Here is a 22,595-nt window from a genome sequence, read left to right as displayed (position 1 = left end):
TTATCCAAATTGATTACTAGGTGGAATTATTGCACTTGAAGAATTATTTACTCTATATGAATTCTTTGATTTATCTTCTGTTTCCTTAAACTTTTCGTTTTCTTTAAAATAATTTTTTAAATTTTCTTCATTCAATTCAACACTATCAAGAATATTTTGGAAATCATTTTTCAAAGAGTTTTTTTGATAACTATCAAGAGTTTTGGCAATATCATTACTTGAATTACCAGGATCTTTTAAAGTGAAATTTTCTTTAGTAATTTCATCTTTAATATATTCTAAGACAGTTTTAAGTTTTTCCCAAAGATTTCCAGAAACAATTTTATTTTCAAAAGCTTTAATAACAATTAATTCCATGAAAAAAGATTTGAAATCTTTACTCTTTTGATATTTCCAAATCTTCAATAAACGAATAATTTGCCTAGCATCTTGTTTTCCTTTAATGTTTTCAATTTGAGCATTTATATTTGTTTGTGTATAAGTACCATCATAAGTGTTAATATTAATATTTAAATAATAATCTTCAGGATATGCATCTTTACTCAATTCTCTTCCTGGAACAACATCAATCTGAATTATATCTCCATCTGTATCACGATAAAATTCAACACCAATAGACACTTTTTGCTTTCTAACATATGCTTCATTTTTATATTCTTCATACAAAAAATCATAAACATCATTAAACATTTCTTCAATTGTTGAAAAAGAATTCCTTTTGAAAGGAACAACTAAATCTAAATCAAATTTAGAATTAATTGCTGTGTGTTTTGCGTAAGAACCTGAATTAAAAGATGCATAAATCTTCTCTTCATACTTTCCTTCAAGTTCTTCTTTAATCTCTTTTCTTTTTTCTTTAAACTTATCGAATAATGAATCGATATGTTTCATTTTGTGCGTTTCTAAAACACTTCCTAAATAATCAGCTTTGTTAAAACTCATTCATTTCTAATTTATAATTTCACTCAAGTTTATTAGTCGGTATTGAGTGAATAAGACCGAGAAGAAATCTGAAAAAAGTTTGGTGGAGAAAAAAAAGTGAGTAGTTTTACACCTCCAAAGAAAAATAACTCTTTTCTTGCTATAAGAGTTATTTTTAGAATTTAAAATAATTAAGAGTCCACCGAACGCCAATTCTTGGACTCTTTCTTTTTTGTCATAAATTATGCCAAAAAAGATTACAAATATTTTTTTAAAAAAAATACAATACCCTTGTCATGTTTTCGTAGCTTGTCGATTATTTTAGTATTTAATCTAAAAAAACTATTAACACTAATTAAATTAAACACTGACAATACTGACATATAGACATAAAAAAGCAACCTTAACGATTGCTTTTCTTCTTCTTAGACTTCACTTTCTTAGATTTCTTCTTTTTCTTTCCTTTTAGCAAATCTCTCTTAGATTTGATCCGTTTTTCGGTTTCTTCAATTTCTGAAGAATAGTTTGAGAAATCTAACAATTTAGCTTCTTTTACCAATTGTAAAGCTATTTTCCATTGTTGTTGTTTTTCCAAAACCTTAACTTTCTTCAACAACATTATTACTTTATCAATACCTTTAACCGTCAAAGAAAAGTCGATTAATTTCAAGGCTTCGTCTAAATCATCGTTCCAAAACAAGGTTTCGGCATAATACGGATATACCATTACAGCATTGATATCGATAGCCAACGCTTCACTATAATATTCCTTGGCAGCTTCATAATCTTGCAACTGTTCCGCATAAAAACGCCCGTACAAGCATAAAGCCACGACATTTTTATCATCATAAGCCAAAGCATAACCTAAAGATTCCAAGGATTCTTCCAAATAATACGGATAATTATCCAATGCCTGAACTACATATTTATCTATTGATTGCATCTCTGATCTGTTTTTTGCCGTTTTGGCGTTCTTTTTTGTTTTTATTTTCTTTTTTCTCTTTCTTAAAATCAGTTCCTTCAAAGGTTCGGATGGGATTTCCTCGCTCAATTTGCATTTGATTCATCCAGACTTGTTGAAACTGATTCTGGTACTGCTCTTTTTCGGCTTCCTGTAATTTTTGTATCAAACGCTCGGTTGCTACTTTTTTGTTTTGATGCTGCGAACGTGAATCCATACTAACAGTCGAAATTCCTGTCGGAATATGGATCGCTCTTACAGCCGAACTCACTTTATTAACATGTTGACCGCCTGCACCCGAACTTCGCATAACTTGGTATTGAATCTCTTTTTCTGAAAACCGAAATGCTTTTTGCGGTTCAATTTCAAAAATCCCGATAAACCAATTCTTGCGTTTGTGGAACTTCCGAAAGGTACTTTTGCCAATCCATTGAATGGTTCCCAACCAAGAAGCCGTAAAAGTTGCTACCTCTTTACCTTGCAAGGCAACAATAGCCGAAACTACTGTTCCATTTTCTTGTCCTGCTTCGCGATGCAGTACCGTTGCAGAAATTTTATAAACTGGTGCTTCTTCGAGCACTTTTTTTAATACTTGTGCCACTACCCAGTCGCACTCTGCCGGACCTCTGCCCGATGTAATTTGTATAATCTTGTCCATTTTACTTTTCATTATTTATCCATTCGTACAATTTTGGGCGTAAATGTTCCCAAAACGCTTACTAACTCCTTTTGCAGTTCCATTACGGTATGGATATTTTTATACGCCATTGGCGCTTCATCAACACTACCGCCAATTAAGGAAACGTTGTGTTCTTTCAGTTCCTTTTTAATTTGGCCTTGCGTAAATGTTACTTTACATTTTCCTCTGGAAAGTAATCGTCCGGCACCATGCGAAGCCGAATTCAAAGCTTCCGGATTTCCTTTTCCCATCACAATAAATCCCGGTGCTGTCATAGAACCCGGAATAATACCGAGTTCGCCTTGTGCTGCCGGAGTCGCTCCCTTGCGATGCACAATACATTCTTTGCCGTTTACTTGCTCTTTCCAAGCAAAATTGTGATGGTTTTCTATGGTTAAAGCAATACGTTTTCCCAGTGCTTTGGCTATTCGGCGGTGAATGTCTTCGTGACAAGCTTTGGCATAATCACCGGCTAAATTCATTGCCATCCAATACTCCTGCCCATCATGTGTATTCAGATCGAGCCACGCTAAATGTTGTACATTCTTAGGTAACGGACATTGCTTTGTAGCCAAATAGGTGTAATGCTTCGCAATATTAGCTCCGAAACCTCTAGAACCACTGTGTGACAAAACCGCCAGATATTCCCCTGCTTCTAACTTCCACTCCGGTAAAGTTTCCTGTAAATTGACTACACCAAACTCCACAAAGTGATTTCCTCCACCGGAAGTTCCCAACTGTTTATAGGCTTTATCCAATAATTGTTTTACAACCGGAATGTTCTTGAACTCTTCGCGATAAAACACTTCATGATCGGCTTTAACCTTATGTGTTTCTGACATACCGAATTTGGTGTGATCGGATAAAATTGCTTTTAACTGTTCTTCTTTTCCTTTTATAAAAGAAGCCGGCAAGTCAAAAACCGACAAGCTCATTCGACAGCCGATATCCACTCCTACTCCATACGGAATGACAGCATTATCGGTTGCCAAAACACCACCGATCGGCAATCCGTAACCGGAATGTGCGTCAGGCATTAAAGCTCCCTGAACGGCAATCGGAAGTTTAAGAGCATCGTACAACTGAAACTTAGCTTGCTCTTCTATTTCATTTTCTCCGAAAATAGAGAATGGCACTCTACTGTTTCGCAATTGTTGTAATTTGACCTGAACCGGATTAACCAAACCTTCAGCTAATTTGCCCCAAGTTCCGTGGTTTTTGAACTTTTCAGGATATAAAAGCACTTCTTTAGCTTCGGATAAAATACTTTCCTTTTTTTCTTTTTTGCGATATCTGTTAATTTGCCCTAAAGCTATATTGATTGTATTATTTTTAGGAAAACCCAATTTGATTAGGTCTCTTCCTGATAATTTATTTCCCATGATAAAAAATTGAATTGATTCATTCCTTTCGTGACAAAACATGCCATAGCAAATTTGTCCTGACAGGATTTTGATAAAATGTTCCGGGGAAATTTTGGAGAGTCTAGAATACAAAAAAGCCCGAAACTAATTGTCTTCGGGCTTTTTCATATTTTGAGTTCTTTTAGTCTAAATATCAGAAAGGCCACGAAGAAAAGTCACATCAGTTCCAACTGATCCGTAACTTAAAGATGTTAATTGTAGTACAAACATTTTTCTTCGTTTTTATAGATTAATACTTATTTTCTGTGCAAAGATTTGTATTTATTTTTCAATTTTCCAAATATTTTTTACCTCAATTAAAAACTGGTACCTAAAAATCAACTTCTTCAATGGCTTTTATAGCTTCATAAAAACTGATCTGTTCTACTTCTTTAAAAAAATCAATTTCAGTAGCATGCGGTAAAAAATCGGAAACAATACGAATGATAAAATCCTGTGGTTTCTTTAAAAACATAAACGTATAATCTTCCATATTGACAATTGTTCCGGTTGTAAGATGAGTCGTCTTTACAAACTTATCGGAAGTCAGAGAAGTAAGACAAGGTAAATTAGTTCTGGCACTTTCAACGATTAATCTCCCGTTCTCAAAAAGTTCTCCTTGATAACCGTACAACGAACAAGCCGTAATCTCAACTGGTTTTCCTAATCTCAGCTGCTTCGGCAATACATTTTCCTGACCGATAACTGCTCCGAAACCTAATAAAACACAAAGATCATGTTCCGGTAAATTCATCAAAGCTTTAGCTGTATTTTCCCGACCAATTCCGGAAATTACAACGTTGTAGTCGTTTTTTAAAGTAGAAAATTGAGCAAAAGCCTGTTGGACTTTTTGCTTCTCTATATCCATTGGAGTCAACAAAATGATTTTCATCTATTAAAAGCACTTAAAAATAACGTATTTAACAAAAAGTTAAAAGGCAAATTAAAAATTCAATATTTTTTACGTTAAAAAAAACAAAGCAAGGCTTAATGCAAAAAAAAATGATTTTTCCATAAAAAAATATGACAAATATCATTATTTTTGTAAACAAATAACAACTAAACGAAAATTATTATTTAACCAAATCTCGAAGATGGAAGAAATTCAAAGACCTACACCTATTGATAAGGAAGTAGTATGGGACAAATCAAAGATTTTAATGAGTAAAACTGATAAATTCGGAACTATCGAATATGCAAATGATGCATTCGTAGACGTTTCGGGTTATGAAGATTACGAACTAGTAGGTAAGCCTCACAATATCATCAGACATCCTGACATGCCTAAAGTTATCTTTAAAGTTTTATGGGATAATTTGAAAAAAGGAAATAACTTCCATGCTATTGTAAAGAATTTAGCTAAATCAGGAAGGTATTACTGGGTAATCACAGATTATGAAGTTGTAGAAGATCAAAACGGAGAAATCATAAATTATATCGGTAGAAGAACAGCTGTTCCGGACGATGTAGTTAGCAAAAGTATTGAACCGCTTTACAAAAAGTTACTTCAAATCGAAGAAGCAAGTGGTGTTGAATCTTGTGAAAAATATTTAACAGGGTTCTTAGAAGAAGAAGGTAAGTCTTATGACGAATACGTTCTTAAATTACTTGCTGATTATGAAAAAACAAACAATCCTCAGCCAATCGTTGAAGAAAAAGAAGAAAAAGGATTTTTCGGAAAACTTTTCGGTAGATAATTTTTTATAAAAACACACCCTAAAAGCGTCTATTTGAGACGCTTTTATTTTTTAAAAACCTAACAAATATCATATTATCTTTTTAAAACTTCTTATAATTTCGTCGCCGTAAATAACCCTTAAACTAACCTAAGAATGAATAAAAATTACAAATTTGCTCTATTACTTATCATCTTATTTTCCTTCCTTAACACTCTACAAGCACAATACAAACCGGAAATGGTTACTGTAAAAGGAGGAACCTTTATGATGGGAACTAAAGAAAACCCATACATTGAAACAGACGAACAATTAGCTCATGAAGTTACGGTTAAAGATTTTGAAATCGGAAAATACGAAGTAACTATCTACGAATGGAGCTTATATGTTAGAGACAACAAATTAAAATTCCCTAAAATCGATTACCTATCTAAAAACGCTCCTATACGAGAAATCTCATGGATTGACGCAATCAACTATTGCAACTGGTTAAGCAAAAAGAACGGATTCAAACCTGCCTATAAAAGAGTTAACAACCAATACGTTTGTGATTTTTCATCAAACGGATACCGCTTACCTACTGAAGCAGAATGGGAATTTGCTGCTAAAGGCGGAAACGAAACTAAAAATTTTAAATATTCAGGAAGCAACAAAGCTGATATTGTATCGTGGTACAAAAACAACAGCAATAATAAAATTCACCAAGTAGGCACTAAATTAGCTAATGAACTAGGCATTTACGACATGAGCGGAAATGTTTGGGAATGGTGTTGGGATTGGTATAACAAAGATTTCTACTTAACTGAAAGCGGCAATAACCCTATAGGTCCGGAACGAGGTACTGAAAGATGCCTGAGAGGCGGAAGCTGGGACAGTCGATTGTATTCTTTAAGATGTGCCAATCGTTTAAAAGACAAACCTTTTCTATCCTCTGAATTTTACGGCTTCAGATTAGCAAGAACCATCAATTAAAGAGAAACATTTTGTTTCTCTTTTTTTATAAAAAAATCTTAAGACCCATACACCCATTAAAGGATTTTCATAACTTGTAACAAAAGTTCTATTGTTAACAAATTTGAGTTGAAAAAACAATAAATAATTGTATTTTTACCACTCAAAAATTTTAATCATCAAATGGGTAAAATCATAGCAATTGCCAATCAAAAAGGAGGAGTTGGCAAAACAACTACTTCTGTTAACCTTGCAGCTGCCTTAGGCGTGTTAGAAAAAAAGGTGTTATTAATTGATGCTGATCCGCAGGCTAATGCTAGTTCCGGCTTAGGTATTGATGTTGAAAATATAGAAATAGGCACATATCAGATCTTAGAACACAGCAACACCCCTGATGAAGCTACGATAGGCTGTACTTCTCCGAATGTCTCTGTCATTCCGGCTCATATTGATCTGGTTGCTATTGAGATCGAATTAGTAGATAAAGAAAATCGTGAGTACATGCTTAAGACAGCATTGGAAAGTGTAAAAGACAAATACGATTATATTATTATTGATTGTGCTCCGTCACTCGGACTTTTAACCCTTAATGCTCTAACCGCTGCTGATAGTGTTGTGATCCCTATTCAGTGCGAGTACTTTGCTCTTGAGGGGCTGGGTAAATTACTAAACACGATTAAAAGCGTACAAAAGATACACAATCCTGAATTAGATATCGAAGGTTTACTACTAACAATGTATGATTCCAGATTAAGGCTTTCTAATCAAGTTGTTGAAGAAGTACAGAAACACTTTAACAATATGGTATTTGACACGATCATTCAACGAAACATTAAATTGAGCGAAGCACCGAGTTACGGAGAAAGTATCATCAATTATGACGCAACTAGTAAAGGTGCCAGCAATTATATTAACTTAGCAGAAGAAATTATCAAGAAAAACAAATAAGAGAATGGCGAAAGCAGTAAAAAAGCAAGCTTTAGGAAGAGGATTGTCAGCTTTATTAAAGGATCCGGCAAATGATATCAAATCTGCTGAAGATGCCGGAGCAGATAAAGTTGTAGGTAATATTATTGAGCTTGAATTAGATGCAATTGAAATAAACCCTTTTCAACCCAGAAGTAACTTTAATGAAGAAACCTTAAAAGAATTAGCTACTTCAATTAAAGAATTGGGAGTAATTCAGCCTATTACTGTTCGTAAACTGGATTTCAATAAATACCAACTTATTTCTGGGGAACGAAGATTACGCGCTTCTAAATTAGCAGGATTAACAACTGTACCTGCTTACATTCGCCTTGCTAATGACAATGAATCTTTAGTAATGGCACTGGTTGAAAACATTCAACGTCATGACTTAGACCCTATTGAAATAGCGATCTCTTATCAACGATTAATTGATGAGATCAGCCTTACGCAGGAGGAATTGAGTGAACGTGTAGGTAAAAAACGTTCAACGATTACTAATTATCTTCGCCTGTTAAAATTAGACCCGATCATTCAAACCGGAATGAGAGACGGTTTTATTTCCATGGGTCACGGTAGAGCTTTAATCAATATTGATGATACTGATGTGCAAAGTGATATTTACCATAAAGTAGTTACACAAAACCTGTCTGTTCGTGAAACTGAGGCTTTAGTAAAAAAATATCACGAGAGCTTAAAACCTAAAACTGCTAAAGCAAACTCAGGTAGCTTTGAAGTTAAAGACACCGACAAAAAGGTTTTTACAGATTTCTTCGGCACTAAAGTAGATGTTAAAGCTGCTACAAACGGAAAAGGAAAAATCACGATCCCTTTTCATTCTGAAGAAGATTTTAATCGAATTTTGAAACTCATCCATAGTTAGTGAATTTAAGGCTTACATTAATATTCGTTTTTATCTTTCTTTGGAGTATCGATAGTAACGCTCAGGAAGAAGTTAGCATAGTAACAAAAGATACTGTTCAGGAAACCATTAATCCGTTGTCTCCTTCTAAGGCGGCTTTCTATTCAGCTGTCGTTCCCGGATTGGGGCAAATCTATAATAAAAAATACTGGAAACTGCCTTTAGTATACGGAGGATTAGCTGCCGGTATTTATTTTTACACTTGGAATAACAATAAATATCACGAATACAGGGACGAATACAAGCGAAGGTTAGACGGAACTTCTGATCCTAACCACCCAATTTATGCAGGCTTAGATGATGATCGATTGATCAGAGCTCAGAAATTCCACCAACGAAATCGCGATTTATCAGCATTAATAACAGCCGGTATTTACATTTTAAACATTGTTGATGCCAATGTAGACGCTCACTTAATGCAATTTAATGTCAACGACAATCTATCATTGGCTCCGGATATACATCAAAACCAAATTGATTATAAATTCAACACCGGTGTAAAACTCACTTTTAACTTTTAACATTTCATTAGGTAACAAAATACGTTAAACACTACTAACTACATCATGAAAATAGCACTTTTAGGATACGGGAAAATGGGTAAGGTAATTGAAGGAATTGCCATAGAGCGCGGGCATGAAATTGTTTTGAAGAAAAGAAGTCAGGATACATTTGAAGGTCTTGCAAATGCTGATGTTGCTATTGATTTCAGCGTTCCTTCCAGTGCTGTAGAAAACATTACAGCTTGCTTAGAGCATAACATACCTGTTGTAAGCGGAACCACCGGCTGGCTGGAAAAATATAATGAAATGGTCGCTCTATGTAAAGCTAAGAACGGTAGTTTTATATACGGATCAAACTTTAGCTTAGGGGTAAATATCTTTTTTGAACTGAATGACTATTTAGCCAAAATGATGGCTAACTTAAAAGAATATAACGTAAGTATGGAAGAAATTCACCATACTCAAAAATTAGATGCCCCAAGCGGAACAGCCATATCATTAGCAAAAGGAATTATTGAAAATTCTGCTTATACAAGTTGGACTTTGGAAAAAGATGCTCAGGAAAATCAGATACCCATTGATGCCAAACGCATTGAAAATGTTCCCGGTACACACAGTATTTTTTATGACAGCAAAGTAGATCAGATTGAAATCAAACACACAGCTTATAGCCGTGAAGGTTTTGCTTTAGGTTCTGTTATTGCTGCCGAGTGGCTCGTTGGTAAAAAAGGAGTCTTTACAATGAAAGATGTTTTAGGACTTAAGTAAAAAACAAACGAATTAACGCATAAATAAAATAAATATGGAATTATCAGGTTGGATTTTATTCATACTAATTGTCCAAGTGATTCACGGATTAGGAACTTGGAAACTATACACAGCAGCCCAAAGAAAAGCTTGGGAAGCCTTTGTTCCTGTTTACAATGCCATTGTTCTGATGAAAATCATCAACCGCCCTACTTGGTGGACGTTGCTACTTTTCATTCCGATCATTAATCTGTTTATGTTTCCCATTATTTGGATTGAAACATTGCGAACTTTCGGCAAGAAAACAACACCGGACATGCTGTTAGGTATTTTTACACTTGGCTTTTACATTGCCTTTGTCAATTATACACAAAATGTTACTTATCACCCTGCCCGTGAATTAAAAGCTCCTACGAAAGCTATGGATACCGTTGGCTCACTGGCTTTTGCTATCATTGTAGCTACTTTTGTACACACCTATTTCATTCAGCCTTATACAATACCTACTTCCTCTTTAGAGAAATCACTATTAGTAGGAGATTTCCTTTTTGTGAGTAAATTTCACTATGGCGCCAGAACTCCTATGACAACAGTTGCGGCTCCTATGGTTCACGATACTTTACCCATTCTGAAAACTAAATCTTATATCAAGTGGCCACAACTTCCTTATTTCAGATTGCCCGGTTTTCAAAAAATACAACGCAATGATATTGTTGTTTTTAACTGGCCGGTAGATACTGTTTATAAATTTTTTGATCGTTCCGGAAGAAGAGCTGATAAACCGATTGATAAAAAATCGAACTATGTCAAAAGATGTGTTGGCTTACCAGGCGACACGTTGAGTTTAAAAGACGGTTATGTTTATATTGACGGGAACAAATTACAACTTCCTGAAAGAGCAAAACCTCAATATTCTTATAAAGTTGCTTTTGATAAAAATTCACCCCCGAATTTTGAATACATTTTAAAAGAATTAAACATCACCGATGCAGCTTATCAAACGGCTCAGGATACTGTTATGTTCTCTGCGCTAACCGACGAGAGCGTTAACAGAATTAAAAATGTTCCCGGAATCAAAGGTGTCGTAAAAATGGTTTCACATGCTGTTGAAAAAGCTATTTTCCCTCACACTCAAAACTGGAATGTAGACAATCTGGGACCTATTTATATTCCTAAAGCCGGTGTTACCGTTGAACTCAATAGTTATACGCTACCTTTTTATAAAAGAATTATTACTGATTATGAGCACAACACTCTTGAAACCAATGGTAATGAGATCAAAATCAACGGCACTCCTACCCATTCCTATACATTTAAACAAAATTATTATTGGATGATGGGAGACAATAGACATAATTCTGAAGATTCCCGTTATTGGGGATATGTTCCGGAAGATCATATTGTAGGAAAACCTATCTTCATCTGGATGAGTATTGATGGTATTAATAATGGAATCAAAAACTGGAAAATCCGTTGGGACAGATTATTTACTACTGTTTCCGGAGAGGGGCAACCACAATCTTATTTCAAATATTTCTTAATTTTGTTAGCCCTTTATTTTCTAGGGGAATACTTCTATAAAAAGAAGAAAAAGAAAGCGAATGCATAAGAAAGAAATAATATATAACCTAAAAGTTCAAAGTACACTACTTTGAACTTTTAAGTTTAAAAGAATAATAACACCTATGGATATTTTATTACACCCGACATATTTCCCTTCTATTAGTCACTATGTAGCTATGGCTCAAGCGGAGAATATCGTTTTTGAGACAGAAGACAATTTTCAAAAACAAACCAATAGGAACCGAATGTACATTTACAGTCCAAACGGACTGCAAATGCTTAATATTCCTGTAAAACATTCAAAAGACAAACATCAGAAGTTTAAAGATGTAAAAATTGAGAATGCCTTCGACTGGCAGAAAAATCACTTTAAATCCTTAGAAGCTGCTTACAGAACTTCTCCGTTCTTTGAGTACTTTGAAGATGATCTTCGACCTGTTTTTGAAAAGCAACATTCTTTTATGCTGGATCTTAATCTGGAGATTTTTGAGATACTGAATGACTGTTTAGGAATCGATCTGCCTTATTCCAGAACAGAAGAATATTTTCACGAAGTCACTGCCCAAACTGATTTTCGCTACTTGGCAAACGGCAAAAAAGATACTTTCATTAACGAAGCTTACACTCAGGTTTTTGATGAAAAACACAATTTTATTCCGAATTTAAGTATTCTGGATCTTTTATTTAACGAAGGTCGGCATGCTAATGAATATTTATTGAAGCAAAAATTATAAATTATTTCTCTAAGCTAATTCTGGTATACACCGGAAAATGGTCGCTTAGCTTAACCTTTGTATCCGTTCTATAGGTTTTAATAGTAAAATCTTTATCAGTCAGAACATAATCGATACGAGCCGGATAGAAATCAAAATTATACGATTTCCCGAAACCCGTCCCGGCTTCTTCAAAGGCGTCTTTCATTTCGCCTTTAATCGTTCGGTAAACATACGAAAAAGCGCTATTGTTCATATCGCCACAAATGATCTTGGAGTAAGGACATTGAGCAAAATGCTCACGAATGATCTCAGCTTGTAATTGTTGTTCGCTAAAAGCCTGACTAATTCGTTTAAAAATAAATTTCGATTTATTTTCATCAAATTTTTCGTGAATATCAGTACTGATCTTAATCGATTGCAGGTGCATGCTGTAAACACGAATGGTATCTTTCTGACGGACTAAATCAGTATAAATAACATTGTTACTCGTATTAGGAAAATCAATTTCTCCGCTATTGATTATTTCATATTTAGAAAAAATAGCCTGTCCGTATTTATTTCTTTCTCCGTATACCTTAACGTAACGATACGGAAAGTTTCGCAGCCTTACTTTACTATTCGGAGAATATTCTTGTAAACACAAAATATCGGGATTATAATCCTGAATAACATCCGTAATTTGTTCTGGAATATCTTTTACCGGCAACCACTCGTATAAATTAAACAAACGAACATTATAACTCATCAGCTTAAAGTCTGACGGAGACTCCGGCAAATCAGTTTCTGAAAACTTGTAAAATTTATTGATGAATGTGAAACCGATCAGTAGTACAATTCCCGACAGGACAGCTTTTCGCTTAAGTTGCAGGATCCAAACTGTAAAAAAAGCAAAGTTAAGAATCAGAAACAAAGGCATTAACAACGTTAAAACGCTTAGAAAAGGAAATAATTTCGGAGTGAGAAAAGGTAAGATATAAGCAAGAAAAGTCGCTAAAGCCAAAACCTTATTGAAAAAAAACGCAATTTTAGTAATGACTGATTCCTTTTGCATTTACTTGCCTACCTTAAATAAAAAATCTTTTTCCTCCTTAGTCAGACTATCGTAACCTGATTGACTGATCTTATCCAGAATCTCATCAATTTTCTTTTGTTCTACACTTTTATCTTTATCAGTTGTTGATGAACTTCTGTTTGCTGTACTTTTATTAGTCGTTGTATTTTTATATACTGTTTTAAACGGAGTTTTCTTTTTAGGGGTAGACAAATTTTCAAAAAAATCCTGAATTTTAGAAATTCCTTTCGATAAATCGACTCCTCCTTTCAAACTTTTTATATAAATATAACCAAATAAAGCGCCTCCTAAATGCGCTAAATGTCCTCCTGTATTACTTACCGGCAACTGTATCAAATCTAAGAACAGAATCACTATTGCGATCCAGATCAACTTAACATTACCGATCAACAGCAAACGAACCTGCATTTCAGGTGCATACGTAGCCGTTGCTAACATAACAGCCATAATAGCACCACTTGCCCCAACTACTATAGAAGAAGCTCCTAAAAGTGCATAAGACAACAAAAAAACAAATCCGGAAAATAATCCTCCGAGAATAAAAACCCCTAAAAGTTGGCGTTGGGTAAAAAAAGTGGTAAAGATCCTTCCGGTAAAATGCAACACCAACATATTGAACAATAAATGCAAAAATCCGGCGTGAACGAACATATAGGTAAAAATCGTCCAAGGTGTTTTAATAAAATAAGACAAATCAGAATGTAAGGCAACTAAATCATAACAGTCAAAACTCCATACCTCTGTAATATAAAGCAATTGTAATAATGCTGTTACTACAAAAATACCAATGTTCCAAAAGATTAGCTTTTGAGCTACACCTCCGATCTTGTATTGCAATTTTAAATCTTCCAGTATTGACATGTAAACCTATTTACTTTTACCTTTTACTCCTACTTATCTATCCCAACGATTGTTATTGAACTGGCCTTTTTTCCAATACCACATCATGATAAAACCAACAATAGCTCCCCCTATATGGGCAAAGTGTGCTATACCGGTTCCGGAACCTCCGAAAATAGAACTTCCTTGTAACCCCAAGTACAAATCTAAAGCTACAATTCCAGGTACAAAATATTTAGCTTTAATCGGTATCGGAATAAACAACATCATTAATTCGACATTCGGAAACATAAAAGCAAAAGCAACTAACAAGCCGTAAATTGCCCCGGATGCTCCTACTGCTTCTCCCAAGTAAGCCTGCATCATTCCATTGAATTGCGAATTGCTTAAGACTTCCTCCCAACGTGTGTCGTATTTACCCTCACTCAGTGCATTCATAATATCCGTTTTCTCAAACCCATTCGCCATTAAAACATTCAAAGGTTCGTGAAAAGAATAATAATTAGCTGCCGTATGCAATAACATTGCTCCTAAGCCACATGAAATATAAAAAAATAAAAATTTATTACTTCCCCAAAAATGTTCCAATGTACTTCCAAAAGTGACTAAAGCAAACATATTAAAGAAGATATGCATTAGATTAGCATGCATAAACATGTGTGTGATAACTTGCCAGAAACGAAATTTATCACTTTCTACATAGTGCAATGCCAATAAATCCTGAGCCTGTGGCACTAGGTAACTTCCTATAAAAAATATAATATTAATGATCAGCAAATGCTTGACCATGTCTGTCATTCTCATCATAATGTAAATTTTTTGTCTAAATCTTCCACACTTAATGTCACAAAAGTGGGTCTGTTAAAAGGTGAAACATTAGGTTCTTTACAGGCAAATAAGGCATTTACCAAGTTTTCCTGTTCTCTTTCGGTCAATAGTGTTCCGGTTTTTACCGCTAAACTCTTTGCCATAGATTTTGCAATACCATCGTTGAGCGAAAAAGTATTTTCCGGAACTTCATTTTGTAAATTAGAAATTAATTCTTCTAATACGATAGAAACTTCACTTTCCTGAACTGTTACGGGAATTCCCGAAATCAACACCCTTTCTTTATCCATTTTATCAAAGATAAAACCGGTATTTTCCAAAGACGGTTTCAATTCTTTTAGAAGTTCCATCTCCTCAAAAGAAAAATACAACTCTAAAGGAAACAGCAATTGCTGACTCGAAGCACTCTGCACTGTAATATTCGCCAGATACTGCTCATACAAAACCCGCTGGTGAGCCTTATTCTGATCCACAACTAACATTCCTGATTTAATAGAACTAATGATATATTTCTTATGGAACTGATAGGTCTTAGAAGCTATTTCTTCTTCTTTTTCCTCATGTTGAAATAAGTTTCCGGTGACTTCTTCACTCTCAAAAGAAATAGAAGCAACTTCCTCAGTATCGCTCTTTAAGTCCACATATAAACTTTCCCATGAAGTCGTTTCCTTTTTAGGAAAGGGATTTGAAGAATAAGAACCTCCTCCGCTACTCTTTTTAGCTACAGTGGTTGTTGCACCGTCTGCAAAAGGATTAAAATTAGAATCTACCTGTATAAGAGGCATTTCACTTTCTTTACTTCTATAATCATAAGGCGTATCCAAATTAGGATCACGTTCAAAATCCAATACCGGAGCCACGTTGAATTGCCCTAAACTATGCTTTACAGCTGAACGTAAAATAGCATATAACGATTGTTCGTCATCAAACTTAATTTCCGTTTTAGTCGGATGAATATTTATATCGATCGTATTCGGAGGCACCTGAAGGTATAAAAAATAGCTCGGCTGATTTCCTTCTTTCAACAGACCTTCGTAAGCACTCATTATAGCGTGATGTAAATATGCACTTTTAATGAATCGATCGTTAACAAAGAAAAATTGTTCGTTTCTGTTCTTTTTAGCAAACTCCGGCTTACCTATAAATCCACTGATCTTAACAATTTCAGTATCTTCAGTTACCGGAACCAGCTTTTCATTAGTTTTTCCTCCTAAAAGGTTAACGATACGCTGACGGTAATTAGACGGAGGTAAATTGAACATTTCACTTCCATTATGGATCAGCGTGAAATAAATAGACGGATGCGCTAAGGCTACCCGTTGAAACTCATCAATTACATGACGCATTTCTACTGTATCCGATTTCAAAAAATTGCGTCGTGCCGGAATATTAAAAAAAAGATTCTTTACCAAAAAAGAAGTCCCTTTTGGTAAAACAGCAGCATCTTGAGCAACAAACTTACTTCCTTCAATAACAATATGAGTTCCCAGCTCCTCCTGATCCCGTTTTGTTTTCAATTCCACATGAGCAATTGCGGCAATTGAAGCTAATGCTTCTCCTCGAAAACCTTTGGTATGCAGATCAAACAGATCCTCAGCGTGGCGTATTTTAGAAGTTGCATGACGTTCAAAACACAAACGGGCATCAGTAACGCTCATTCCCATGCCATTATCTATAACCTGAATTAATGTTTTTCCGGCATCTTTTACTACAAGCTTTATATCAGTTGCTTTGGCGTCAATAGCGTTTTCCAACAATTCTTTGACAACAGAAGCAGGTCTTTGTACCACCTCCCCTGCAGCAATCTGATTGGCTACGTGATCCGGTAAAAGTTGAATTATACTTGACATGTACTATTTTTTGAAGATCGACAAATCAAAATCGATAATATACAGGAATATTAATAATAAAATCAGAACGATAATCAGAACTCTCAGATTGAAACTACGATTTCCTCTATGCCGACTATTAGCTCTCGCCTCACTCCAGTGTCCGCGTAGGTCGTTGTAACCTATTGCCTCCCGATCTTTGCGAATAACAGAATCAAAATCGTATGGATTATCGATTTTTTTCCCTTCGTAATGTCGGGGCGTATAGTTAAACTTTTTATTTTTAGGCAACTTGAACGATCCTCTTCCAAACTTAAGCATATATCGTTAATTTTTTCAAATTTAGGGATTTTTGACTGTTTTTCTCTCAATTTTTTGTTAACAAAAAATCCCGAACGAATCGGGATTATGTTCTGCTATTTATTGACAAAAACTATGCCTTTCTATTTAAATCTACCATTTTAATAGCAGCTATAGCCGCTTCTGTTCCTTTGTTCCCATGTTTTCCTCCGCTTCTGTCAATAGACTGCTGCATGTTATTATCGGTTAACACACAAAAGATCGTCGGAACATCGTATTTAACATTCAGATCTTTAATTCCCTGAGTCACCCCTTCACATACAAATTCAAAATGCATTGTTTCGCCTTTGATCACGCTACCGATAACAATCACACAATCTACATTTTGCGTTTCGATCATACGCTTCGCTCCGAAAGTGAGCTCAAAACTACCCGGAACATCCCAACGAATAATATTTTCTTCTTGTGTACCACAGTCTAACAAAGCTGTTTTCGCTCCGTCAAAAAGGCCTTCTGTAATCGTTTCATTCCATTCTGAAACAACAATCCCAAACCGAAAATCTTTCGCATTTGGGATTGTGTTTTTATCGTATTGTGATAAATTTTTATTTTCTGTTGCCATAAAAAGCTTATTCTGTCATTGCAATGTACATATCTACACTCATAGCCTCACGAGAGCTCCCGTAATTTTCTTTGATCTTAACAAATAAACTATGCGCTTCTTCTTTCTTGTTATTCAACAATGCTAACTGAGCTGCTTTATTTAAGAATCTTGGTGCAGTAAAGTCATTATCGTTAGCATCTACCGCTTTTTTATAATAAGCAATCGCATCATCCACCTTATTCAACTCAGAATAAGCATCTCCTAATGCCCCGTAAGCTGTAGCCTGTAAAAGCACATCATCGGATTTGAATTTTAACAGATAGCTTTCTGCTTTTTGAAAATCTTTCAAATGTAAAAACGACATACCGGCATAGTAGTTCGCTAAGTTTCCTGTTTTTGTTCCGGAATACTCATCAGCTACACCAACGAACCCTAACTTTCCTTCAGCTCCGTTTAAAGCTAATGTAAATAAAGAATCGGCACTTTGTTTATTGGTCAATGCATCATTGAAATACGATTGTGCTAAATAAACATCATTTAATGCTTTATCTTCCTGAGGTTCTACCATAAATTTATTAAAGAAGAAATATCCTAAAGTCACTACAGCAATTGCTCCGACAACTCCTAAAATGATCTTTTGATTTTTAGCTACCCACTCTTCTGCTTTATTTGCAGTTTCATCCAGTGTATTAAAAACTTCCTCCGTTGTACTGTCACCAGCTTCTACAACTTCTTCAAACTCATTTTCAGCGTTCTCTACTTCTTTTGGTTTAGGTGCTTTATAACCTCTCTTATTATATGTTGCCATTTGTTTTTAATTTATGAGGTGCAAAAATATAATTTTTATTGAAACTGCCACAAAAATAAATTAATTTTCATTCATTTACTACTTTAAATAAAATATCTTTTCAACACAACTTTTGTTTATAACTGTTATTTTTGCATGAAATAACTTTTCGATCTAAATCCGTCAGCGTGTTTTTAAAACAACTTACTCTTTTAAATTACAAGAACATTAGCCAGCAAAATTTTGATTTTGATACTAAAATCAATTGTTTTGTCGGGAAAAACGGTATCGGAAAAACTAATATTTTAGATTCCATTTACCATCTTGCCTATGGAAAAAGTTACTTCAACCCTTTAGCCATTCAGAACATCAAACACGATGAGGATTTTTTTCTTTTAGATGCTGTTTTTTTTAAAAATGACAAGGAAGAGAAAGTTTCCTGTAGCTTAAAACGCGGACAAAAGAAAGTGATTAAGCGGAATAATAAAGCTTACGAAAAAATAGCAGAACACATCGGACTGATTCCTCTGGTGATTATATCTCCGGCCGACAATGATCTCATTGCCGAAGGCAGCGATGTAAGACGAAAGTTTATTGACGGGGTGATCTCTGTATTGGATCAATCCTACCTCAACCAATTACTACAATACCAAAAGCTAATTGCCCAACGCAATGCTCTTTTAAAATATTTTGCCCTGAATCAAACTTTTGATCAAGATACATTGACTGTTTATAACGAGCAGTTAACTCCTTTAGGCAATACCATCTTTGAAAAACGCAAACAGTTTCTTGAGAACTTTATTTCCATCTTTACAAAATATTACGATCTGATCTCAGACAAAGCAGAATCAGTAGGTCTGGTTTACCAATCACAATTAAAAGAAGAACCTTTAGAAAATCTGCTACAAAACGGCATTGCTAAAGACCGTGCTGCCCAATACACTAATTTCGGGATCCATAAAGACGACCTCAGCTTTGAGATCGATGGTTATCCCATAAAAAAATTCGGGTCGCAAGGTCAGCAAAAATCATTTTTGATCGCTCTGAAATTAGCACAATTTGAATTTATCAAAGAAAAAAGCGGCGAATTACCTCTCCTTTTATTTGATGATATTTTTGACAAACTGGATGAGTTTCGCGTTACTAAAATTATCAATATGGTAAACAATGATACTTTCGGGCAAATTTTTATTTCTGACACGCATCCGGACCGAACAGAAAAGATCGTACAGCAAACCCACCAAACCTATAAAATTTTCAATTTATAAAGGTTCAATTCTTATCTTTACCTTTGCTTTTCAATCGTATTAAAATGACTATCCAAACTCACTTTTCATTAAAAGAATATAACACTTTCGGAATTGAAGCTGCTGCTAAAAAATTCATTTCCGTAACTTCAGAAAAAGAACTTAAAGAAGTACTCCGAAACAACAAAGATGTTTTTGTTTTAGGCGGCGGAAGCAATATGCTTTTAACACAAGACATTAACAAGCTTGTTGTTCATGTTAATCTTAAAGGAATTGAGATTACCGATGAAAACGAAGATTTTGTTTGGGTAAGAGCTAATGCCGGCGAAAATTGGCACGAATTTGTTTTATGGTGTATTGAACATAATTTTGGCGGCTTGGAAAACCTTTCTCTTATTCCGGGAAATGTTGGCACTACCCCCATTCAAAACATAGGCGCTTACGGAAAAGAGATCAAAGATATTCTTTTTAACTGTGAAGCTATTGCTGTTGAAACCTTGGAAAACAGAACTTTTTCTAACGAAGAATGTCGTTTTGGTTACCGCGAAAGTATTTTCAAAAACGAATTAAAAAATCAATACATTATTACTTCGGTAACTTTTAAATTGACAAAAAACAATCATGTTTTAAATACATCTTATGGAGCAATTGAAGCAGAATTGAAAAAAATGAACATTGCATATCCAACTATCAAAGATGTTAGTGATGCCGTTATTGCTATTAGAAGCAGTAAATTGCCTAACCCAAAAGAATTAGGAAACAGCGGAAGTTTTTTCAAAAATCCGATAATTGCTAAAAAACAATACGAAAAAGCGGTTGTTCAATTTCCGGATATGCCACATTATAAAGTCTCGGAAACCGAAGTTAAAGTTCCTGCCGGTTGGTTGATAGAGCAAGCCGGTTTTAAAGGTAAACGCTTTGGCGACGCTGGAATTCATAAGAACCAAGCGTTAGTTTTAGTCAACTATGGCAATGCAACCGGAAAAGAAATTTTAGAGGTTTCTCAAAATATCCAAAAAACAATCTTAGAACGATTCGGAATCGCTATTGAAGCAGAAGTGAATATCATTTAATTACAAATTATCAATTATCAATTGCGAATTATGAATTGTAAATCATTTTTCTTTCGTAAATTTGCTGTCAAATAGAATTGTCATGAAACTAGCATTACTTACTATAGGATTATTGTTATTAGGTGTAATTGGCCTTGCTATTAAAATTTGGGCTAAAAAAGACGGAAAATTTGCCGGAACTTGCGCTAGTCAAAGTCCGTTTTTGAATCAAGAAGGCGAAACCTGTAGCTTCTGCGGAAGAACTCCGGAACAATACAAAGACTGTAACGAAACTAATCATTCAGCCTAATTCCCTTAGACTTTTATGACGCTTTTGCTCAACACTTTACTCATTGGATTAGGTGTTATCACTTTCATTCAATTGATTTACTATGTTTTTATTTTCGGTAAGTTCTCATTTGCCAAACCTCAAGTACCAAACCCTAAAAAATTACCGGTTTCGGTAATTGTTTGTGCCAAAAATGAAGCCGAGAATATTAAAAAATATATCGCACTGTTACTATCACAAAATTATCCGGCATACGAACTGGTTCTGATCGATGATGCTTCCAGCGACGAAACACGTGACCTGTTTGAGGCTATTGCTAAACAACACGATTTCGTTAAATTGGTAAAAGTAGACAATAACGAAGCTTTCTGGGGCAATAAAAAATATGCTTTAACTTTAGGCATTAAAGCCGCCAAGAACGAATACCTGCTTTTTACTGATGCCGACTGTTATCCGCAATCGCAAAACTGGATTACTGAAATGACGGCTCATTTTTCAGCCACTAAAACTATTGTTCTGGGGTATGGCGCTTATGATAAAATCAAAAATTCGTTTCTAAATAAAATCATTCGTTTTGAAACGCTTTTAACTGCCACTCAATATTTTGCCTGGGCAAAAGCCGGCAAACCTTATATGGGTGTCGGTCGAAATTTAGCCTATAAAAAGGAAGAGTTCTTCAGAGTTCGCGGTTTCATGGATCACATGCAGGTTCGCTCGGGAGACGATGATCTGTTTATCAATCAGGCTGCTACCGGAAGTAATACAAACATTTGCTTTTCAGAAGCCGGTTTTACCTATTCAATGCCTAAGACTAGATTCAAAGAGTGGTTCAACCAAAAAAGAAGACACGTTTCTACCGCTAAATTATACAAGCCTTTTGATAAATTTCAATTAGGATCGTTCTTTATTTCCCAGTTTTTATTCCTTGTACTCGCTGTTTTACTTCTAGCATTTCAGTTTCAATGGATGATCGTAACCGGAATTATTGTCTTTCGGTATATATTTGCCTGGCTTTCATTAGGCTTTGCTGCTGGAAAATTAAAAGAAAAAGATGTGATGTATTGGTTTCCTTTCATCGAAATTTTCCTTATCTTCACTCAAATAAACGTTTTCATTACTAACATTTTTTCAAAACCGGTTCATTGGAAGTAAATTCAGAAGCCATACAACGTACCATTGAAAAAGCAAAAGCCGGAGATCAGGTTGCTTTCACTTTTTTATTAGACTTCTACTGGAATGAAGTGTATGGATTTATGCTAAAACGAACCGAGAACGAACACGATACTGAAGATATTGTCATTGAAACTTTCGCCAAAGCATTTGACAAAATATCCAATTATAATCCGGAATATGGTTTTAACACTTGGCTGATCGCTATTGCTAAAAATGTACACATTGACATGCTTCGGAAAAAGAAATCTTCTTTATTCGTTGACATGACCGATGATGAGAATAACAGTACGTTTAATGTAGCCGATGATACGCCTACTGCCGAAGACGACCTGATTACCGAACAAAATTTATCGCGGCTTCTTTACTACATTAAAACCTTAAAACCTGCTTATCAGGAAGTCATACAGCTTCGTTATTTTCAGGAAATGAGTTATCAGGAAATGGCAGATGCTTTAGACGAACCCTTGAACAATATTAAAATCAAGCTACTCCGTGCTAAGAAGCTTTTAGCTGAAACTATTACTAAAAAGAAAAAAGCTTAAACGCAATCTTAACACTTCTTTTTT

General features: G+C 34.9%; 25 protein-coding genes. 13 read left to right on the top strand and 12 right to left on the bottom strand.

Annotation, left to right across the window (positions count from 1 at the left end; all coding sequences use genetic code 11):
- From DI487_RS11050 to DI487_RS11030, 5 genes are all read right to left on the bottom strand, one after another.
- A complete protein-coding gene (locus tag DI487_RS11050; RefSeq protein ID WP_109569697.1) occupies window positions 1-942 on the bottom strand; it encodes an SMODS domain-containing nucleotidyltransferase in 942 nt (313 codons plus the stop codon).
- A gap of 382 nt (window positions 943-1,324) precedes the next feature.
- Complete coding sequence (locus DI487_RS11045) at window positions 1,325-1,864, bottom strand: tetratricopeptide repeat protein (protein ID WP_109569696.1); 540 nt, start codon at window positions 1,862-1,864, stop codon at window positions 1,325-1,327.
- The gene (gene prfH, locus DI487_RS11040) at window positions 1,848-2,540 is read right to left on the bottom strand and encodes a peptide chain release factor H (protein WP_109570665.1); all 693 of its coding nucleotides are present in this window, start codon (window positions 2,538-2,540) and stop codon (window positions 1,848-1,850) included. Before prfH ends, DI487_RS11045 begins: the two co-directional genes overlap by 17 nt.
- Window positions 2,541-2,551: 11 nt before the next feature.
- Window positions 2,552-3,943, bottom strand: coding sequence for an RtcB family protein (locus DI487_RS11035; protein WP_109569695.1), 1,392 nt, complete (start codon window positions 3,941-3,943; stop codon window positions 2,552-2,554).
- A gap of 352 nt (window positions 3,944-4,295) precedes the next feature.
- Entirely contained in the window at window positions 4,296-4,856 is a 561-nt protein-coding gene (locus tag DI487_RS11030; RefSeq protein ID WP_245896357.1) for a hypothetical protein, read from the bottom strand.
- A 202-nt stretch (window positions 4,857-5,058) separates the two neighbouring features.
- Between DI487_RS11030 and DI487_RS11025 the strand changes: the two genes are divergently transcribed.
- The 8 genes from DI487_RS11025 (at window position 5,059) to DI487_RS10990 (ending at window position 12,026) form a co-directional block, all read left to right on the top strand.
- Window positions 5,059-5,661, top strand: a complete 603-nt coding sequence (locus DI487_RS11025) for a PAS domain-containing protein (protein WP_109569694.1) — start codon at window positions 5,059-5,061, stop codon at window positions 5,659-5,661.
- 135 nt (window positions 5,662-5,796) lie between these two features.
- The gene (locus tag DI487_RS11020) at window positions 5,797-6,612 is read left to right on the top strand and encodes a formylglycine-generating enzyme family protein (RefSeq protein ID WP_109569693.1); all 816 of its coding nucleotides are present in this window, start codon (window positions 5,797-5,799) and stop codon (window positions 6,610-6,612) included.
- A 162-nt stretch (window positions 6,613-6,774) separates the two neighbouring features.
- Window positions 6,775-7,539 (top strand): ParA family protein, encoded by a 765-nt coding sequence (locus DI487_RS11015; protein ID WP_109569692.1) that lies wholly within the window; start codon window positions 6,775-6,777, stop codon window positions 7,537-7,539.
- Between the two features lie 4 nt (window positions 7,540-7,543).
- A complete protein-coding gene (locus tag DI487_RS11010; RefSeq protein WP_109569691.1) occupies window positions 7,544-8,440 on the top strand; it encodes a ParB/RepB/Spo0J family partition protein in 897 nt (298 codons plus the stop codon).
- Window positions 8,440-9,000 (top strand): DUF5683 domain-containing protein, encoded by a 561-nt coding sequence (locus DI487_RS11005; protein WP_109569690.1) that lies wholly within the window; start codon window positions 8,440-8,442, stop codon window positions 8,998-9,000. The genes DI487_RS11010 and DI487_RS11005 overlap by 1 nt, the downstream gene beginning before the upstream one ends.
- A gap of 45 nt (window positions 9,001-9,045) precedes the next feature.
- Window positions 9,046-9,750 carry a 4-hydroxy-tetrahydrodipicolinate reductase gene (dapB, locus tag DI487_RS11000; protein ID WP_109569689.1) on the top strand — a complete coding sequence of 235 codons (705 nt, stop codon included), beginning with the start codon at window positions 9,046-9,048 and terminating at the stop codon, window positions 9,748-9,750.
- A gap of 34 nt (window positions 9,751-9,784) precedes the next feature.
- Window positions 9,785-11,338 (top strand): signal peptidase I, encoded by a 1,554-nt coding sequence (gene lepB, locus DI487_RS10995; protein ID WP_109569688.1) that lies wholly within the window; start codon window positions 9,785-9,787, stop codon window positions 11,336-11,338.
- Window positions 11,339-11,414: 76 nt separating this feature from the next.
- Window positions 11,415-12,026: a WbqC family protein gene (locus DI487_RS10990; RefSeq protein WP_109569687.1), complete on the top strand. Its 612-nt coding sequence runs from the start codon at window positions 11,415-11,417 to the stop codon at window positions 12,024-12,026.
- Between the two features lies 1 nt (window position 12,027).
- On the opposite strand, the gene DI487_RS10985 is transcribed toward DI487_RS10990, so the two are convergent.
- The 7 genes from DI487_RS10985 to DI487_RS10955 form a co-directional block, all read right to left on the bottom strand.
- A complete protein-coding gene (locus DI487_RS10985; RefSeq protein ID WP_109569686.1) occupies window positions 12,028-13,059 on the bottom strand; it encodes an endonuclease/exonuclease/phosphatase family protein in 1,032 nt (343 codons plus the stop codon).
- Window positions 13,060-13,941: a rhomboid family protein gene (locus DI487_RS10980; protein WP_109569685.1), complete on the bottom strand. Its 882-nt coding sequence runs from the start codon at window positions 13,939-13,941 to the stop codon at window positions 13,060-13,062. It abuts the gene before it with no gap.
- 33 nt (window positions 13,942-13,974) lie between these two features.
- A complete protein-coding gene (locus DI487_RS10975) occupies window positions 13,975-14,727 on the bottom strand; it encodes a rhomboid family intramembrane serine protease (RefSeq protein WP_109569684.1) in 753 nt (250 codons plus the stop codon).
- Entirely contained in the window at window positions 14,724-16,598 is a 1,875-nt protein-coding gene (gene mutL, locus DI487_RS10970; protein ID WP_109569683.1) for a DNA mismatch repair endonuclease MutL, read from the bottom strand. Before mutL ends, DI487_RS10975 begins: the two co-directional genes overlap by 4 nt.
- A 3-nt stretch (window positions 16,599-16,601) precedes the next feature.
- On the bottom strand, window positions 16,602-16,898 hold the full coding sequence (locus tag DI487_RS10965; RefSeq protein WP_109569682.1) for a hypothetical protein: 297 nt from the start codon (window positions 16,896-16,898) through the stop codon (window positions 16,602-16,604).
- Between the two features lie 112 nt (window positions 16,899-17,010).
- Window positions 17,011-17,499, bottom strand: coding sequence for a 6,7-dimethyl-8-ribityllumazine synthase (gene ribH / locus DI487_RS10960; RefSeq protein ID WP_109569681.1), 489 nt, complete (start codon window positions 17,497-17,499; stop codon window positions 17,011-17,013).
- A 7-nt stretch (window positions 17,500-17,506) separates the two neighbouring features.
- Window positions 17,507-18,289, bottom strand: a complete 783-nt coding sequence (locus DI487_RS10955) for a tetratricopeptide repeat protein (protein ID WP_109569680.1) — start codon at window positions 18,287-18,289, stop codon at window positions 17,507-17,509.
- Between the two features lie 167 nt (window positions 18,290-18,456).
- Here DI487_RS10955 and recF point away from each other — a divergent pair, with 167 nt between their 5' ends.
- The 5 genes from recF to DI487_RS10930 all read left to right on the top strand — a co-directional run bounded on the left by recF (window position 18,457) and on the right by DI487_RS10930 (window position 22,571).
- Window positions 18,457-19,536: a DNA replication/repair protein RecF gene (recF, locus tag DI487_RS10950; protein WP_109569679.1), complete on the top strand. Its 1,080-nt coding sequence runs from the start codon at window positions 18,457-18,459 to the stop codon at window positions 19,534-19,536.
- 44 nt (window positions 19,537-19,580) lie between these two features.
- Complete coding sequence (gene murB, locus DI487_RS10945; protein ID WP_109569678.1) at window positions 19,581-20,588, top strand: UDP-N-acetylmuramate dehydrogenase; 1,008 nt, start codon at window positions 19,581-19,583, stop codon at window positions 20,586-20,588.
- Window positions 20,589-20,670: 82 nt separating this feature from the next.
- Complete coding sequence (locus DI487_RS10940) at window positions 20,671-20,877, top strand: membrane or secreted protein (protein ID WP_109569677.1); 207 nt, start codon at window positions 20,671-20,673, stop codon at window positions 20,875-20,877.
- Between the two features lie 15 nt (window positions 20,878-20,892).
- A complete protein-coding gene (locus tag DI487_RS10935) occupies window positions 20,893-22,008 on the top strand; it encodes a glycosyltransferase (RefSeq protein ID WP_109569676.1) in 1,116 nt (371 codons plus the stop codon).
- Window positions 21,999-22,571, top strand: a complete 573-nt coding sequence (locus tag DI487_RS10930) for an RNA polymerase sigma factor (protein ID WP_109569675.1) — start codon at window positions 21,999-22,001, stop codon at window positions 22,569-22,571. Before DI487_RS10935 ends, DI487_RS10930 begins: the two co-directional genes overlap by 10 nt.
- Window positions 22,572-22,595 lie beyond the last annotated feature (24 nt).

Source organism: Flavobacterium sediminis, from assembly GCF_003148385.1.
Classification (GTDB): Bacteria; Bacteroidota; Bacteroidia; order Flavobacteriales; family Flavobacteriaceae; genus Flavobacterium; species Flavobacterium sediminis.
The sequence above is the reverse complement of the archived record's forward strand: the minus strand, read 5'-3'. Positions and strand labels throughout refer to the sequence as shown.

What these genes read in the sequence shown, in the direction of transcription:
- DI487_RS11050 (WP_109569697.1), bottom strand. Translation starts at nt 942, where the DNA reads ATGAGTTTTAACAAAGCTGATTATTTAGGAAGTGTTTTAGAAACGCAC.
- DI487_RS11045 (WP_109569696.1), bottom strand. Translation starts at nt 1,864, where the DNA reads ATGCAATCAATAGATAAATATGTAGTTCAGGCATTGGATAATTATCCG.
- prfH (WP_109570665.1), bottom strand. Translation starts at nt 2,540, where the DNA reads ATGGACAAGATTATACAAATTACATCGGGCAGAGGTCCGGCAGAGTGC.
- DI487_RS11035 (WP_109569695.1), bottom strand. Translation starts at nt 3,943, where the DNA reads ATGGGAAATAAATTATCAGGAAGAGACCTAATCAAATTGGGTTTTCCT.
- DI487_RS11030 (WP_245896357.1), bottom strand. Translation starts at nt 4,856, where the DNA reads ATGAAAATCATTTTGTTGACTCCAATGGATATAGAGAAGCAAAAAGTC.
- DI487_RS11025 (WP_109569694.1), top strand. Translation starts at nt 5,059, where the DNA reads ATGGAAGAAATTCAAAGACCTACACCTATTGATAAGGAAGTAGTATGG.
- DI487_RS11020 (WP_109569693.1), top strand. Translation starts at nt 5,797, where the DNA reads ATGAATAAAAATTACAAATTTGCTCTATTACTTATCATCTTATTTTCC.
- DI487_RS11015 (WP_109569692.1), top strand. Translation starts at nt 6,775, where the DNA reads ATGGGTAAAATCATAGCAATTGCCAATCAAAAAGGAGGAGTTGGCAAA.
- DI487_RS11010 (WP_109569691.1), top strand. Translation starts at nt 7,544, where the DNA reads ATGGCGAAAGCAGTAAAAAAGCAAGCTTTAGGAAGAGGATTGTCAGCT.
- dapB (WP_109569689.1), top strand. Translation starts at nt 9,046, where the DNA reads ATGAAAATAGCACTTTTAGGATACGGGAAAATGGGTAAGGTAATTGAA.
- lepB (WP_109569688.1), top strand. Translation starts at nt 9,785, where the DNA reads ATGGAATTATCAGGTTGGATTTTATTCATACTAATTGTCCAAGTGATT.
- DI487_RS10990 (WP_109569687.1), top strand. Translation starts at nt 11,415, where the DNA reads ATGGATATTTTATTACACCCGACATATTTCCCTTCTATTAGTCACTAT.
- DI487_RS10985 (WP_109569686.1), bottom strand. Translation starts at nt 13,059, where the DNA reads ATGCAAAAGGAATCAGTCATTACTAAAATTGCGTTTTTTTTCAATAAG.
- DI487_RS10980 (WP_109569685.1), bottom strand. Translation starts at nt 13,941, where the DNA reads ATGTCAATACTGGAAGATTTAAAATTGCAATACAAGATCGGAGGTGTA.
- DI487_RS10975 (WP_109569684.1), bottom strand. Translation starts at nt 14,727, where the DNA reads ATGATGAGAATGACAGACATGGTCAAGCATTTGCTGATCATTAATATT.
- mutL (WP_109569683.1), bottom strand. Translation starts at nt 16,598, where the DNA reads ATGTCAAGTATAATTCAACTTTTACCGGATCACGTAGCCAATCAGATT.
- DI487_RS10965 (WP_109569682.1), bottom strand. Translation starts at nt 16,898, where the DNA reads ATGCTTAAGTTTGGAAGAGGATCGTTCAAGTTGCCTAAAAATAAAAAG.
- ribH (WP_109569681.1), bottom strand. Translation starts at nt 17,499, where the DNA reads ATGGCAACAGAAAATAAAAATTTATCACAATACGATAAAAACACAATC.
- DI487_RS10955 (WP_109569680.1), bottom strand. Translation starts at nt 18,289, where the DNA reads ATGGCAACATATAATAAGAGAGGTTATAAAGCACCTAAACCAAAAGAA.
- murB (WP_109569678.1), top strand. Translation starts at nt 19,581, where the DNA reads ATGACTATCCAAACTCACTTTTCATTAAAAGAATATAACACTTTCGGA.
- DI487_RS10940 (WP_109569677.1), top strand. Translation starts at nt 20,671, where the DNA reads ATGAAACTAGCATTACTTACTATAGGATTATTGTTATTAGGTGTAATT.
- DI487_RS10935 (WP_109569676.1), top strand. Translation starts at nt 20,893, where the DNA reads ATGACGCTTTTGCTCAACACTTTACTCATTGGATTAGGTGTTATCACT.